Source organism: Planococcus sp. FY231025 (assembly GCF_052078085.1).
GTDB lineage: Bacteria > Bacillota > Bacilli > Bacillales_A > Planococcaceae > Planococcus.
In genome coordinates this window covers 176173-191419 of record NZ_JBQJJG010000009.1, presented here as the reverse complement: position 1 = coordinate 191419, position 15247 = coordinate 176173, and the positions used below count along the sequence as shown (strand labels likewise).

Here is a 15247-nt window from a genome sequence, read left to right as displayed (position 1 = left end):
TTCCCGAAATGGCAATAAAAAAAGGAGCCGAGGCTCCTTATAACGCTCCAGTGTATTGCAGCTCGGAAAGGTCCCGGCTGTCAGCTTGGCCTGCCAGAATCGCTTCGACGTCCTGCAGCACTCCTTCAAGCGGAACTGAAACCGCTTTTTGGCCGGTAAATTCCTCTGCCACGAAAAACGGCTGTGTAAAGTAGGCTTCCAGGCGCTCGCCTCTCCGGTATGTTTCGAGCTCTGCCTGTTGGATGCGCTCCATTCCATGGGCTGCTGCAATCGACCGCAGCTCGCGATAGCGCCGAAGCGTTTTCTGCGCGCGTTGGCGAAGCTGCAAATGGCGTTCGCTGGCATCTGCTTCTTCGAGTATCGACGACGCGGAATGCAGCGGGCTCAAAGCCGGATACTGGTGCCGTGCAGCCAGATCGGCATCCAATTGCCAAAGCGTTTCAAGCGGCCCGAACGGGAAGTCGTCGTCGACCACTTCCCCGGACAAATCGACTAGCAGCGTCGTAACAGATTGATCCCCCAATTGATCCTGCAGTTCGAACAATTCGCCGGAGTCGATGCGCCCTTTATCGGTTACCAGGACCGCTTTTTCGCCCAGCCGCTTCAATAATGCCAGCGTATCCGCGACCGAATCGGCCGTATGGTCTGCAAGTTCAACCGTGCCTTCCAATTCTGGATGCGGAGAATCAGGCAGCAAATAAACGGTTTTCAAGTCTTGTTCTTTGAAACGGTGAAGCAGTTCGGCAATGATGACAACCTGCCCCATTCCCGGACGTGCAACAATTCCTGTCGTTCCGCCTTGGACCAGCGGCGCGAAAAAATCCAGTGCCTTGATTTGTGTTTCGATCATTTTCATCTTCTCCCCCCGTATGATCAACTCGTCCACCGTGCAATTCGCCAGCCTCGCCAGTCCGACCAGCGTTTTCACTTCCGCTTTCCCCAAATCGATTTTTCCCGTGCACAAATTGGATACCGTGGCCGGGCGAATGCCAGCTTCTTTGGCAGCTGCCGTCAAATTCGGCACCCGTTTCCTTAACAACGCACAATTCAACCTGATTTCATCCATCTCATCACTCCTCTCTTGTTACTTTTAATAGTAAATTAAATTACTCTTTAACGCAATAATAATTTACGCCAAAGCGTAATCTTTTTTACGCCAAAATAAAAAACCCTCAGTAATGAGGGTTTTTGCTTGTTTCATATTCCAAATAAATCATATCGCGGCAAGGGATGCCGTTTTCGAAAATCGGTTCCGGATAATTCCGGACGAAAAAATCACGGTCAATTGAAGCCATGCGGAATCCGCATTTTTGGTAGAGCGCCAATTGGCCGAAACTCGAGTTTCCTGTACCGATCCGCACCATCCGAAACCCGAGCCCCTCGGCTTCCGTTAACGCATGCAGCACCAGCTGCTTGCCCAACCCTTGTCCACGCCGTGTTTCTTCAACGGCAATATTCTTGATTTCAACAACAGTGTCGCTCAGCGGCAGCAGCACGTAGACGCCGAGCACGGCCTGCCCTTCTTCCGCTACATAGCAGCGGCCCGGCGCACAATACGCCCGCACCAGCTTTTCTGAAGGGTCCGCTTCGAGCAATAAACCCATCGGCAGCGCTTCTTCTTTCCCGAGCAGCCGGATCTTCATTATTTCGGTTCTTTGAAGCCTTGGTCAATCAGGTAATCTTCCGCATCACTGAATGTGCCGAAGCTTTCTTCCAAGTTCTTGCCGGTGTAGATGTTCCAGAACGGCTCTTCGTACACCAGATCCAGTTTCACATTGTCCCGGTTTGTCCATGTCTTGTCGTAAGGCGGTTCCGGCTCAAGCGATAAATAGTCGACAGCATCCGCGATAATGCTGCTGAGCTCAGTCTCGGAAAAATCACGGATATTGACGAAGCCTTTGTCATCCGCCTGGTACTGCGGCAAGTTGCCGACGTAAACAAAGCCGTTGCCGTTCGGGTGAAGATGGTAGACAACGATTTTCTTGTCGTAGAGGCTTTCTTCATAATGGAAATTCACACGCTTCATCGAAACATCTTTCCGTGTAAGGTCCGGGAAGGATTCAATGACCGCCAGTTTTTGTTCAAATGTAAGCACAATAGTTACCCCGTTTCATAATTGTTCATTCTTAGCTTAGTATAACACGGCACGCCCTAATCCCCCATTAAACAGAAAAAAGCCGCCCGGCGGCAGCTCAAAGTGTAGACAAATTTTAATTTGAATGAATAGAGATGTACAAGCCCGACCGGGCTGGCCACTTCGCTTTCCGTGGGCTCGGCTTCAGTCTCCTCGTCACTGAAAAACCATGCTCCTGCATCGCTGCGCTAGCTTCGTCGCAAAGACTTGGCAGGCCAAGTCTTTCCTGCGGGGCCTTCAGCTCGAGTCGCTTCGCTGCTCCCACAGGAGTCTCCGTGGCCAGCCCGGTCGGAGCATCATCTGTAACTAATAGATAAGATAAGGATGCTGACCCTGCTTTATTCTACCGGGAACAAGCCGCAGGCTTTAGGATCCGCAACGGAAGGCGGCCAACTTGTTTGCGACGAAGCAGCGAAGCGATGCAGGAGCACCGGTTTTCCCTGCGGGATAGCGAAGTGCCGAAATCCACTCGGACGCCAGTCAATGCTTGACCGAAGCTTGCGAGGGCAAGTATTTGCGACGAGCTTGCGCAGGAGCACAGGTTCTTAGTTAGTTCGGCGCGAGCCCGCGGAACGCGTCCGCCTGAAGTGGAGGATTCAGTATTTCTTTCATTCCATAAATATTAATAAAACTTAGAACTCTCTATTCTTTTAATTGCATCCTCAATTTTGCGAGGCAGCTTTCTTTCTGTTACGAACGTTTTTTATTGCCGAATGGCCACCAGACACCCCGGTCAAATGAAACCGAGATTGCCGGAATCAGGAGCGGCAGAACGATCAAGCCGTATAGCAAGAGGCCCGTGATGACAATCGTCGCAATTTGCACCAGGCTCAAGACGCCGGATGGCATCATGGCACCGAATGTCCCGGCAAGGATGATGGCTGCCGTAATGATGACCGTCCCCATCTTCGCCATGGACACACGCATTGCGTCGCGTACTGTCGCCCCGTTTGCCGACTCTTCGCGGAAGCGGTCGAGCAGGAAGATCGAATAGTCGACCCCGAGCGCAACTAGCATGACAAATCCGAAGAACGGCACTGCCCAGCTGATGCCGTCATAGCCCATGCCGTTGACGAAAATCAGCTCCGCTATCGAAATCGATGTGTAATACGTCAATAAGAGCGAACCGATCATGTAAAGCGGCATGATTAATGAACGGAACAACAGCGCTAGGACAACGAACAAGCTGATCAACATGATGGTGACCGTTTTGCTGAAGTCGCTTGACGATACGTCTTGCAGGTCATTATTGATGCTTGCAATGCCGCCGTAAGCGATGTCTGCATCTTCAAGCGGCGTTCCGCTGACTGTGCGCTCAACGGCCGCTTTGATGTCAGCGGTCGTTTCAATCGCTTCCGGCGAATACGGATCGTCCGCCAGAATGACTTCCATCTTCATGCCTGTACCGTCGGAAAACGCATAACGGTCCAGCACTTGTGCAAACTCTTCACTTTCCAATGTTCCGTCAGGGATATACAAGCCGGTGCTGCGCACTGTTTCACTCTCGCTCATGGCCTGCATCATCTCAACTGCTTCGGAAAGCCCGTTCTGGATTTCGAGAAGGCCGTCATTGGAAGCTCCGACGCCTTGCGCAAGCTGCGCCAGTCCGGCACCCAATTCACCGGACTGGCCGGCCGCTCCGGCAAGGCCCTGCTGGATACCAGCTAAGCCGCTGCTGATTTCATTCAGGGCACCGACTGTTTGCGGAATATTGCCGGTTGCCTGAAGCCCTTGCGACACTTGGCCCAATTGGCCGTTCAATTGTGCAAGTCCTGCAGCCGCATCGCCCAAACCTGCGCTGCCACCGGCCTGTTCGCTGATGCCGGTCAAGTTGGTTTCAATTTCCGTAAGGCCGGACTGCACTTCGCCCAATCCGTCCCGCGCTTCAGCGAGACCGTCTGCAAGCAATCCCAACTGGCTGTCGACGTAAAGATCGTCGATCACTTCACCTGTCGGCCGGGTGATGGCGCGGACCGTGTCAACGCCTTCGATTTTTTCGATTTCCCTGCTCAGTGATTCGAAGTAAGGGACGACCGCTTCTTCCGTCAACGGTTCATCCGATTTCACGATCACTTCCACCGGAAGCGAGTCGCCTTTTCCGAAGCCGTCTTCAATTGCACGAAGGCCTTTTACCGATTCATAATCCGAACCGATTTCGTCTACGGTATTGAACGACAAGTCGTTATTATACGTAAACAAGAGCGGCACGGTAATGATGGCGACCACGAGCATCGACAGCAGCGGCCGGTTGATGGACAATTTGCTCATCCAGATCCAGATTTTGCTGTCATGATGGGATGCTGATTTCTTGGCCGGCCAGAATAATTTCTGTTTCAAAAGCGCCATGAAGAACGGCACGATGGTGAACAGGACGAGCAGCAGGACGAATATGCCGACTGCAACTGCTACAGCTGACTTGAAGATCGGAAATTCTGCAAAGCCGATGGCAAAAAATCCGATGAATACGGCGACACCGCTGATCAAGAGCGTGCGCCCTGCCGTTTTATACGTGTTGATGATGGATTCTTCAACTCCGTGGCCTGCCGACAGCTCTTCTTTATAGCGGCTCAAGAGCAGGATACAATAGTCCGTCCCGATGCCGAACAAAATCGCCACAAGGAAAATCTGTGTATAGTTCGATACCGGGAAACCGAACCAGTCGATGAAAAACGCGACGATCGATTGGCTCAACAAGTACGAAATCCCAACAGCCACCAGTGGAATGAACGGTGTGACAATGGAACGGAACACTGCAAGCAGCAAGCCGAAAATCAATACCACCGTAATGATTTCCGTCCGTTTCAATCCTTCCTGCGCACTGATGTTGACATCATTGTTGATGATGGCTTCCCCGGTGACATAAGCGGTCATGCCTTCGGGGACAACCGTCTCACGGATCTCATCCGCGACCGCGTTCACTTCTTCATCGGTGCCGTCAACGGTAACCGGCATGAGGACCGTCTTGCCGTCTTCCGACACCAGTTGTTCTTCAAGCTCTTCGCTTTCCACCGGATTCAACACACTGGAAACCGGTTCGCCAAGCGCTTCGATGTCTGCTGCCATGCCGGAAAGTGTTTCCCGCATCGCTTCATCAAGCTCTTCTTCAAGCGGCATTACCAGCGAAATCGTCTGGGCAGAAACGCCGGCTTCCTCCAGAATTGCAGCTGCCTGCCGGGAAGCGGCTTCATCGGACAATTGGAACGAGCCTGCCTGCTCCGCCTGTTCGGTTAAATTCGGCGCCAATAAAAACAAGGCGACGGTCAAGACAATCAGGCCGATGGCAATCGGCCACTTCAATTTCAATACTGTATGCATGCCTTACACTCCATCCGTTTTGATGATATCTTTCAACTTGCGGAAAATCGTCAGGAACTGCTCAATTTCCTCATCTTCTATATATTGGCCGAACAGCTTTTCGACATATTCCGTCAGCACTTTGTCGGATTGCTCCTGGATATGGATCCCTTTATCCGTCAGCTCCAGCAGTTTTTCCCGGCGGTTGGCCGTTTCGACCACCCGGATCAGATCCTTTTCCAACAATTTCTTGATGCGGCTAGAGACGGCGCTCTTATGTACTCCCTGCATCACCGCCAAACGGCCCGAAGTAATGCGCTGTTCACGCCTGATCAATTTCAACAGCTGGATCTGTTCCGGCGAATATTCCTTCCAAAGCGGATCGTCGACTGATTTGATGACCCGTTCTGTGCCATAGACCATCACTTCCGTGAACAAATCGACGGCTTCTTTGATACGTGCATCCATAATAGTTTACCCCCTCAACTAAATAACAGTTTAGGGGGTAAACTATCTGGAGTCAAGAGATAAGGAGCGCATAAGAAAAAAACCCGAGAACAGAGTTTACGGGTTTCAGACTGTAGACAAAGTCTACTTTCGATGAATAAAGATGTATAAGCCCGACCGGGCTGGCCACTTCGCTTTCCGTGGGCTCGGCTTCAGTCTCCTCGTCACTGAAAAACCATGCTCCTGCATCGCTGCGCTAGCTTCGTCGCAAAGACTTGGCAGGCCAAGTCTTTCCTGCGGAGCCTTCAGCTCGAGTCGCTTCGCTGCTCCCACAGGAGTCTCGTAGCCAACCCGGTCGGGAGCGCCACCAGTATCTAATAGATGTGATAAGAATACTAATCCTGCTTTGGCCTGCTGGGAACAAGCCGCTGGCTTCGGGATCCGCAACGGAAGGCGGCGAGCAAGTTGGCCGAAGGTAGTTCGGTCAACTTGTTTGCGACGAAGCAGCGCAGCGATGCAGGAGCACCGGTTTTGCCTGCGGGATTGCGAAGTGCCGAAATCCACTCGGACGCCAGTCCGAGTTAGTTCGGCGCGAGCCCCCGGAAAGCGTCCGCCTGAAGTGGAGGATCCGGGATAGCTTCTCTTAAATGTTTCTTTATTCTTTAAGAGAAATAAATATTCTTTCGTCAACAGGCAAAAACCCGCGAACAGAGTTCACGGGTTTTCCTTTAGACTTCTTTCGTTGCGGTTTCCCTGATGTCTTGCCGGCGTGCGTAGATATTGCTGACAATCGTCTTGATGACGCCGTAGACCGGAATCGCCAGGATGATGCCCCAAAGGCCTGCGATATTACCGGCTGCCAGGATCAATGTAATAACCGTCAGCGGATGCACATCAAGTGCATTCCCCATGACGTTCGGCGTAATCAGATTGCTTTCAATCTGCTGCGCAATCAGCATAATGATCATGACGTAAACAGCCATGATCGGTTCCTGCACCAGCGCGATGATGATCGCCGGGATGACGGCGAGGTAGGGCCCAAGAAACGGGATGACGTTTGTCGCCATGCCGATCAGCGCGAGCAATAATGCGTAATCCAGCCCGATGATCAGGTACCCGATCAACAGCATAATCCCTACCAGGAAACTGACGAACAGCTGGCCCTGGATGTATGCCTGCAATGTAGCGTCAATGTCGCTCAAGGTTTTGCGGATCCATGTCTTGCGCTCGCCTTTGAAGAACTTGGCGATAAACGGTGCGAATTTATCATGGTCGAGCAAAAGATAAATCAGGAAGAACGGCACCAGGACGAGCGTGATGACCCCTGAGATGAAGCTTCCAATGAATGACAAGATCCATGATCCGATATTGCCGGCCCATTCCCCGACTTTGCCTTGCAATCCGTTGATCTGTTCTTCAATCGAATCCGGAAGGCGGTCGCGTTGGTTGAACCAGTACATCGTATAATCTTCTACGTCTTCAATGATGGCTGGGGCATTTTCGACCAGCGAGTTCACCTGTTTTGACACTATCGGCCCGATCATTGCATACAGCAGATAGAACACGAGGAGAATCAAAAGAAGGACAATCAATACTCCCGACCAGCGCGGAAAATTCCGCCTCTCCAACAAACGGAGCAATGGGCGGCTGAGATAGAATAGCACCCCTCCAAGAAGGAGTGGAACGAAAATCGTTTGGGCAATGATAAATAATGGATCAAATATTGCCTGGACTTCAATGAATAAACGAATAATGACTAAAACGAGGATGACTCCTACTCCCACTTGAAACCAAAGTTTATTAGTCAAATAGTTCACTTCCTTTCTTTTGCTAGTATACCCATATTATCACGTAATGCAGCATAGAAATTTACAGATAAAAAAGCCTCCACCCATTTTCTGTGGAGGCTGCCTTTTCATCGATTGAAAAAATTGGCTGTAAAATACGGCTGGTCGTCGGAATTGAACGAGACGCCAACACCCAGATAACCAAAATCGGGTTTGACGATATTTTCACGGTGCCCCATCGAATTCATCAAGCCTTCATGTGCAAAAATACTGCTGTACTGTCCGTACGCGAGGTTTTCACCGGCAACGAAGAACGAGATGCCGTCATCCCCCATCCGGTCAAACGGCGACTTCCCAACCAGGTTTGTATGGCTGAAGTACCTGTTCTCCGCCATGTCTTCACTGTGTTTACGGGCTGTTTCGCGCGTCGCTTCGTCCCACTTTAAAAGCGGAAGCTCCCGCTGGATGCGGGCCGAGTTCGTGAGTTCGAACAACAGGAATTCGAAACCTTCCTTAAGCTCTCCGTCCGGCTCCGCATATATCTGCGGGCGCTTCTGCTCCAGCTCCCCGTCTATCACTTGAAGCGCAGTCACCGTATCTTCCTCGTGGACATCATAAAACACAGTGACGTACAAGGAGTCGACTTTAAAGACGTCGTATTCGTCCCGGGTGTCGAGAATATACTGGACGTTTCCTTTTTGCAGGCTTTTAAGCGGGATTCCGAGCGCTGCGCGCACTTCCGCTTTATGCGAATTCATGGTGATCCCCCTTGTCGAAGAAATCAGGTCCTGATTGGTGAACATGCCATTGACATGCCCCTCCCGGTCATACGACAAGAGGACGTAATTCTGGTAATCCTGATGGTAGCTATGCCAATCCGTGCCATATTCATTCCGCATCAATCGCAACGGCAGCCCTACGTTCGCCTGTGCCTGTTCTTTCGTCATGCCAAGCGTCACATTATGCACCGCAAACAGCGACTGCGTATCGTCCAGTTCAGGCTTCGCTGCCGCTTCAGGCATTTCCGCCGTGCTGTTCCTGATCATCGATTCCAGCTGGCCGCCGACCTGGAGCGTAAATTGCTTCGCTCCTTCAAACGCCTCCGCTAAAGAAGGATCATCCTTCACTTGGCCGATCGTCTCATCGATCGAATCAAGAAAACCGAGATCCACATATTCCCCTGCTTTTTCTTCCCATAGGGGCCGTGCCAAAAAAACAGCCACAAGCACTACCATCAGCCATACCAGTTTCCGCACGCGCATCACCTCTCTTCCCACAGTGTAATCATATAATTCGTTTCTATAAAGTAATAAGCTTCTCTATCGGATGGAAAAAATCCTTTTGCTTCAGCAAGCAAAAGGATTTTTTGTTGAAAACAGCGTGCCGAGACCGGCCACAGCGAACAGATTCCGGTCGAACGGCTTCTAATACTAGTATCCATCCCATAATCTAATCCATTTTTTATCCGAATATTTTTCCTTTAGAACATTTACGGACAGCAGAAGGAAAAGTTTCACCCGCTTCTAGCGGCAGATCCGCTGCGCTTCTTCCATAATAGACCGTACGATGCCTGCGGCGCTTTCTTCTTCGCTGAGCATGCGGGTCGACTGCCCGGCCCACAGCGACATGAACTGGGCATCGCCCCGCTTAGCGGCTGCTGCGCGGATATCTTTGGTGATTGTATTTTGCGATGGGAACGGAAGCGGCTGGCAGCCCGTTTCATCAAATTCTGAAATGAAGCGGTTCTTGATGCCCCGAGCAGGCCGGCCGGAGAAGCTTTTTGTTATGACTGTACTTTCTTCATCACTTTCGAATATCGCCCTTTTATGTGCCGGATGGGCAGCTGATTCCGCGGCGCATAAAAACCGCGTGCCAATCTGCACGCCTGCGGCCCCCAGCGCCAACGAAGCGGCCAACCCGCGCCCATCGGCAATTCCGCCGGCGGCAATCACGGGAACGTTCACCGCATCTACGATTTGGGGAACAAGCGACATCAGTCCGACCAGCGCACCGTCCGGGTGAGACTCAAGTGAAAAAGTACTCCGGTGCCCGCCAGCTTCACTGCCCTGTGCAACAATGGCATCTGCACCGTCTCGCTCGGCTTCCAAGGCTTCCCGTACAGTGGTGACCATTGTGATAATTTTCACGCCTCGCTGTTTTGCCGCTTTCATTTGTTCGGCAGGCAGCGAGCCGAATGCGGTGCTTATGACCGGCACCCCTTCTGCAAGGCAAACTTCAAATTGCTCCCGGCTCCAGTCAGGCGAAGAGAATGGACCGGCCGCTTCCTCTACCCCCAATTCGCGGCGGAATCTATTCAATGCTGTTTGGACTTCTTCGGCCCTCCCGAAATCGTCTTTGGCATTTTCCGCAAAAATATTGACGGCAAACGGCTTTGACGTTTGTTTGCGGATTTCCTTTATCGTCTTCCTCAACACCTCAGGCGGCATGTACGCAGCGCCAAGGCTTCCGAGGCCGCCCGCTTCACTGACTGAAGCCACCAGACTGGCAGTGGTAGGCCCTCCTGCCATTCCGGCCTGAATAATGGGGTTCGTGATTCCTAACAATCGGCAAATATCGGTTTCCAATGAAATCATCTTCTTTTCCTCCTTCCGGAACTTCACGCAAAATGAAGTTTCTTTCTTTTCAGTATTGCGAAAATCCCCTTTTTCCTCAAGCAGGAACTTTCTGTTTGCTGAGGCGTTCTTTACCATAAGCAAACATTTAGAAGGCGGGGTTTACTATGAAGGGATTCCTTTCACTTTTAGGCATCACTTTAATCGTCGCGGCATTCGGGTTGATCCTTTTATCTTATTCCGATATTCCTCTCGAAGAATTGAAAAGCAAAGAGAGAATGAACGTATATATGGAAACACGGCAAAACCAGACGGCGAAAACTCCGGACCTGGATTTCCTGCTAGAGGCAGCCGACAGCTGCAATTACCCTGTCGCTGTACAAAAAGAGGCAGTCTCTGATTAATCCAGAGACTGCCTCTTTTCCTCGTGCTATACAGTTAAACGGATTGTATTTCCTGCTGGATCTTTCACTTCAACAAGATCATCTTGCATGTCAACTTCCGATCCGAACTCACGCAGCTGTTCGATTGCGGCTTTGCGCTTCTCTTCGCTCTCAAGCACCAATGTATAATACCCGAGGCCCGCTGCGTTTTCCGGAAGCGCCGGAATCCCGATGCCGTTCCAGACATTCAATCCAATATGGTGATGATACTTCTGGTCTGCCAGGAACAATGCCTGTCCTCCTAAAGAAGAAACCACTTCAAACCCTAAACCATCCACGTAAAAATCCTTCGCTTTCACCAAATCCGAAACGTGGAGATGAATATGCCCCATTACCGTTCCGGCAGGCAACCCTTGAAACACTTCGCCAGACTCTTCAGCAGCCTGGACAAGGCCGGCAGCATCGATCGGATCCACTGCCATTACGACTTGGCTGCCGTTCCAGTCCCATTGTTCCGGTTCCCGGTCGCGGTAGATTTCGATTCCGTTCCCTTCCGGATCGCTTAAATACAGTGCTTCGCTGACCAAATGATCCGACGATCCGATCCCCACCCCGTTGTTATGGAGGTGAAGAAGTATTTTCCCTAATTCCTTGCGATCCGGCAACAAGATTGCAAAATGGTACAAGCCTGCATAACGCTGATTTTTAGGGACAATCCCTTCACCTGTCTCCAGTTTCAGCAAGGCCTGCCCGCCCGCTCCGAGAACAGCGGCATTGCCCGTTTCTTCCAACACTTCGAAACCGATAATATCTTTATAAAAACGGACCATTTCTTCTAAATCCAGAACTTTTAATCCGACTTCGCCTACATAAGTGACGGGTTTCACATGAAAATTCATTGGATGCCCTCTTTTCTCTAGTTACTTTATGTAACCAATTATATTTTAAGAACAATAAGGTGTCAAGTAACTACATTCCTTTATTCAATGCGGTATTTATGTTATTATGTAAAAAAGGAGTGACTGCAATGGATACTACTGTAATCTGCCCCCGTTTTGAAAGTGCCATTTCACTTCTCAGCCAACGTTGGACCGGTTTGATCATATATCAGTTATTGTCTGGGCCGCAGCGCTTCAGCCATTTGACGGAAGTCATTGGAATCAGCGGCAGGCTGTTGTCTGAACGGCTGAAAAATCTCGAAGCACAAGGCGTCGTTGTTCGAAAAGTATATCCGGAAACCCCTGTCCGGATTGAATATGAGTTGACTGAAAAAGGTTTTTCCCTTAAGCCCGTCATGGATGCCATCCAGGACTGGTCACAGGAATGGATCGAACCGGCCGACACAAAAAAACAGCTTATCCCTAAAGGGTAAGCTGTTTTTTATTGCAGTCTTATCGCTGCTCTTGAAGTTCCATTATATACTTCAGGCCTGCATGCGCAGTGCTGAAGATGGGTGTGCAGGTTTCAAGCGAAACAATCGACATTGCCAGTTTGGGGTTGATGCCCACCAAAATGCAATCGGTACCGATCAATTTCAAACTGTCCGTCATCATTTGGATCTGGTAGCGGATTTCGTTTTCAAACTCAGTGATGCCGCTCAGATCGAGCAGCACATATTCAATATTCCTGTTCGAACATTCCATCAGCACCTTGGCCAGCAGCTCATCCGAACGATGCCGGTCGAATTCCCCGATCAACGGAAGCGCTATGGTTTTATGCCAGATGTGCAGAATTGGGATGGACAGGTCTTTTATAAGCTGTTCGTTCCGTTTCAGCTCTTCTGCCTGTGTTGTCACATCCATCAGCATGACGATGTAGCCGGAAATTTCCTGGTCCTTGCCTTTGACGGGCGTAACCACAATATCCGTCACAAACTCATTTTTGATCGTGATTCTTGCGCGGTGCATTTCGCTAATCTGTTTCATCTTTTCCCGCTGGCGTGCCGGATGCTGATGGAACGCATCCATATTCATGCCGATCAGCTCGCGTGTATCTTCAATTCCGTATAGCGGCACCACTTTTGAAAGCAGCCGATGGGCTTCACTGTTCATCCAGCGGATGTTGTAAGCCTCGTCCGCTATCATGATCGTTTCGCCGATATGGTCGAGCGCGTTAAGCAAGGAAATTTTTTCTGGTATTGTCCCTATGGCTGTCATGTATTCCACCTTATTCTTCAGTCTTGGTCGTTAAGCTTATCCCTATTATCCCACAGCTTTATGCCCTAATGCCGATTTCAGGCGAATTTTCACGAAAAAACCTGGGCGCTCTTTTTGCCTTTGGCAAAAGAGTAATTCCCATCAAAACGTTCGATGGATTCATTGTCGATCCAGTACGTCGCCCCAAACAGTTTATCCAGAAAGTATCGGTCATGGGATACGGAAATGATTGTACCCGGGAATCCGGAAAGCGCTTCTTCCATTACTTCTTTGGCTTCCAAATCGAGATGGTTTGTCGGTTCGTCCAGGATAAGCAAGTTGCAATCAGAGTGCATCAATTGCGCCAGCCGCAGCCGCATCCGTTCCCCGCCGCTAAGCTGGCGGACCGGCTGAAACACCATATTTCCGAAGAACAGGAATTTCGCCAGCATCGGCCGGGCGTCGTATTCCGATACAGCTACCACATCCCGGAATTCTTCAATCACTGAACGGTCATTGTCCATCTCGAGTGTATGTTGGGACAGGTAGCCTGCCGACACCCCGCTGCCAATCAGCACCTCTCCGGCATCCGCCTTATCACTGCCAAGAATGATGTTGAGCAGCGTGGTCTTGCCGGCGCCATTCGCTCCGACAATCGCAGCTCTCTCGCCAAAACGCACATGCATCCCCGCTTCCTGAAACAAGGTCCGGTCGCCGAACTCTTTCCATAAGCCTTCAATGCGGACGACATCTTTGCCGCTGCGGTTGGCCATGCTGAAATCAAGGGCCATCTGTTTTTTAGCCAGCACCGGCCGATCGAGCAGTTCGATTCGCGCTAAAGCCTTTTCAATGCTCTTTGCCTGGCGGTGCATGCCGGCATTGGGCGGATTCGCCCGGTTGGCCCATTCTTTCAATCGCTTGATTGTCTCTTTCATTTTCTGGATTTTCTTTTGCTGGTCCTGGTATTGCTGGAATTCAAGAAGTAGCCGCGCTTCCCGTTCTTTGACGTAATCCGAGTAATTTCCCTTGTACTGAATCAAATCTCCTTGATCCAGTTCCCATATACAAGTTACCGCTTCGTCCAGGAAGTACCGGTCGTGGGAAACGAGGACAATCGTTCCTTTGTAATGGCCGATAAATGCACCAAGCCATTCAATCGCTTCCAAGTCCAAATGATTCGTCGGCTCATCCAGCAAAAGCAGATCCGGTTCCTGGAGCAGCAGCTTTGCCAGTCCGGCTTTCGTCCGTTCACCGCCGCTCAAATGCCCCCATTGTTCATGCTTCAGGGAAGTGATCTTCAATCCATTCAGTACCTGGTCGATCCGCACATCAATTTCGTAACCGCCCTTGCGGCTGAACTCGTCCTGTAAACTGCCGTAGCGTTCCAACAGGCGCTCGAGTGTGCCAGGATCAGCCGTCTCCATTTTCTTTTCCATTTCTGCCAGACGCTCGCCGGCTTCCAACAGATCCGCAAACGCGGTTTTAAGCAATTGTTCGACTGTCCATTCCGGCTCTTCTTGCGGCGACTGTTTCAGCAAGCCGACTGAACAGCCTTTTTTCCAGGTCACAGTTCCTTCGGTCGGATGCAGTTCACCGGCCAGCACATTCAAAAGCGTGGTTTTCCCTTCGCCATTGCGGCCGACCAGGCCGATCCGCTGGCCTTCTGCAACTTCCCCTTTTATATGGTTGAATAATTTCTGATTGGCAAAATGGCACATGATTTGTTGAAATTGGCTGATTATCATCGTTCTCTTCCTCTCCATCGAAGAGACCCTCGCCATACAAAAAAGGCATGCAGGGACGCATGCCTTTTGCTAATTTCCGTTCGCAGGCAGATGTCTCTTACTGGTATTTTTCACTCCATGCAGTTGTCTGAAAAAGGACAGACTTGTCCCGTACATGTGTTTCAGTGAAAGTAACGCCATGAAGAATGTAAAGATATTCTTGACACTCTGTCATGCGCTTACCAGTTCGAACCATCATACCCACCCCCTCGCGTTATTTCTTCCATCATAATCAAAACCAGTCCAAGCGTCAATGATTTATCTGAATATTTCTATTTAATTTCATAGCAGCCGGGCTTATAATGAAGGTAGCAAGGGTAAATAAGGAAAAAGTAGCTCAAAGAAAGGGCGGTGGGCAGCTTGTCAATGTATTCTAAAATGGCTTTTGACAATGATACGCGGAAAGTGGAGAAAGCATTGAAGAAGTATGAAGACAAAAAGACGGAAGCGCTCGTTTTACTGGCAGAGATCGACATGCTGGAAAAGATGGAGGACGTCAAAGATGCCGAATTATGGCGGCGCCAGTCAATGAAAGAAAAACTGGTAGCCGTTGAACGCCTGCGGAAAGAATTGAAAACCCAAATTGTCAATTACATCGAAAAGTACGGAAACCACGATCTGCAGCGCTACTCCGAATTGGTGGAGGAACTAGAAAAAGACAAAGCCCATTACTAAAAAAGCGGGAAGTGCTGCTTCTTGCTTTTCTCTTT

14 protein-coding genes are annotated in these 15247 nt (G+C 50.4%); 3 read left to right on the top strand and 11 right to left on the bottom strand.

From position 1 onward, the window contains the following. Window positions 1-37: 37 nt before the first annotated feature. The 8 genes from ACTL32_RS14530 to ACTL32_RS14495 form a co-directional block, all read right to left on the bottom strand. Entirely contained in the window at window positions 38-1066 is a 1029-nt protein-coding gene (locus tag ACTL32_RS14530) for a hypothetical protein (protein ID WP_441342170.1), read from the bottom strand. 106 nt (window positions 1067-1172) lie between these two features. Continuing rightward, window positions 1173-1643: a GNAT family N-acetyltransferase gene (locus ACTL32_RS14525; RefSeq protein WP_441342169.1), complete on the bottom strand. Its 471-nt coding sequence runs from the start codon at window positions 1641-1643 to the stop codon at window positions 1173-1175. Beyond that, the gene (locus ACTL32_RS14520) at window positions 1643-2095 is read right to left on the bottom strand and encodes a hypothetical protein (protein ID WP_441342168.1); all 453 of its coding nucleotides are present in this window, start codon (window positions 2093-2095) and stop codon (window positions 1643-1645) included. Before ACTL32_RS14520 ends, ACTL32_RS14525 begins: the two co-directional genes overlap by 1 nt. A 729-nt stretch (window positions 2096-2824) precedes the next feature. Next, window positions 2825-5449 carry an MMPL family transporter gene (locus tag ACTL32_RS14515; RefSeq protein WP_441342167.1) on the bottom strand — a complete coding sequence of 875 codons (2625 nt, stop codon included), beginning with the start codon at window positions 5447-5449 and terminating at the stop codon, window positions 2825-2827. A gap of 3 nt (window positions 5450-5452) precedes the next feature. Beyond that, complete coding sequence (locus ACTL32_RS14510; protein WP_441342166.1) at window positions 5453-5896, bottom strand: MarR family winged helix-turn-helix transcriptional regulator; 444 nt, start codon at window positions 5894-5896, stop codon at window positions 5453-5455. 707 nt (window positions 5897-6603) lie between these two features. Beyond that, a complete protein-coding gene (locus ACTL32_RS14505; protein ID WP_441342165.1) occupies window positions 6604-7683 on the bottom strand; it encodes an AI-2E family transporter in 1080 nt (359 codons plus the stop codon). Between the two features lie 107 nt (window positions 7684-7790). Further along, window positions 7791-8924 (bottom strand): CAP domain-containing protein, encoded by a 1134-nt coding sequence (locus tag ACTL32_RS14500; RefSeq protein WP_441342164.1) that lies wholly within the window; start codon window positions 8922-8924, stop codon window positions 7791-7793. 261 nt (window positions 8925-9185) lie between these two features. After that, window positions 9186-10256: an NAD(P)H-dependent flavin oxidoreductase gene (locus tag ACTL32_RS14495; RefSeq protein ID WP_441342163.1), complete on the bottom strand. Its 1071-nt coding sequence runs from the start codon at window positions 10254-10256 to the stop codon at window positions 9186-9188. 146 nt (window positions 10257-10402) lie between these two features. Between ACTL32_RS14495 and ACTL32_RS14490 the strand changes: the two genes are divergently transcribed. Then, on the top strand, window positions 10403-10639 hold the full coding sequence (locus tag ACTL32_RS14490) for a hypothetical protein (protein WP_441342162.1): 237 nt from the start codon (window positions 10403-10405) through the stop codon (window positions 10637-10639). 26 nt (window positions 10640-10665) lie between these two features. On the opposite strand, the gene ACTL32_RS14485 is transcribed toward ACTL32_RS14490, so the two are convergent. Then, window positions 10666-11517 (bottom strand): VOC family protein, encoded by an 852-nt coding sequence (locus ACTL32_RS14485; protein WP_441342161.1) that lies wholly within the window; start codon window positions 11515-11517, stop codon window positions 10666-10668. A gap of 128 nt (window positions 11518-11645) precedes the next feature. On the opposite strand from ACTL32_RS14485, the gene ACTL32_RS14480 reads away from it, so the two are divergent. Continuing rightward, entirely contained in the window at window positions 11646-11990 is a 345-nt protein-coding gene (locus tag ACTL32_RS14480) for a winged helix-turn-helix transcriptional regulator (RefSeq protein WP_441342160.1), read from the top strand. A gap of 19 nt (window positions 11991-12009) precedes the next feature. Here ACTL32_RS14480 and ACTL32_RS14475 read toward each other — a convergent pair whose 3' ends face one another. Further along, window positions 12010-12774, bottom strand: a complete 765-nt coding sequence (locus ACTL32_RS14475) for an STAS domain-containing protein (protein ID WP_441342159.1) — start codon at window positions 12772-12774, stop codon at window positions 12010-12012. A gap of 89 nt (window positions 12775-12863) precedes the next feature. After that, entirely contained in the window at window positions 12864-14498 is a 1635-nt protein-coding gene (abc-f, locus tag ACTL32_RS14470; RefSeq protein ID WP_441342158.1) for a ribosomal protection-like ABC-F family protein, read from the bottom strand. A 405-nt stretch (window positions 14499-14903) separates the two neighbouring features. On the opposite strand from abc-f, the gene ACTL32_RS14465 reads away from it, so the two are divergent. Beyond that, entirely contained in the window at window positions 14904-15212 is a 309-nt protein-coding gene (locus ACTL32_RS14465; RefSeq protein WP_441342157.1) for a hypothetical protein, read from the top strand. Window positions 15213-15247: the final 35 nt, after the last annotated feature.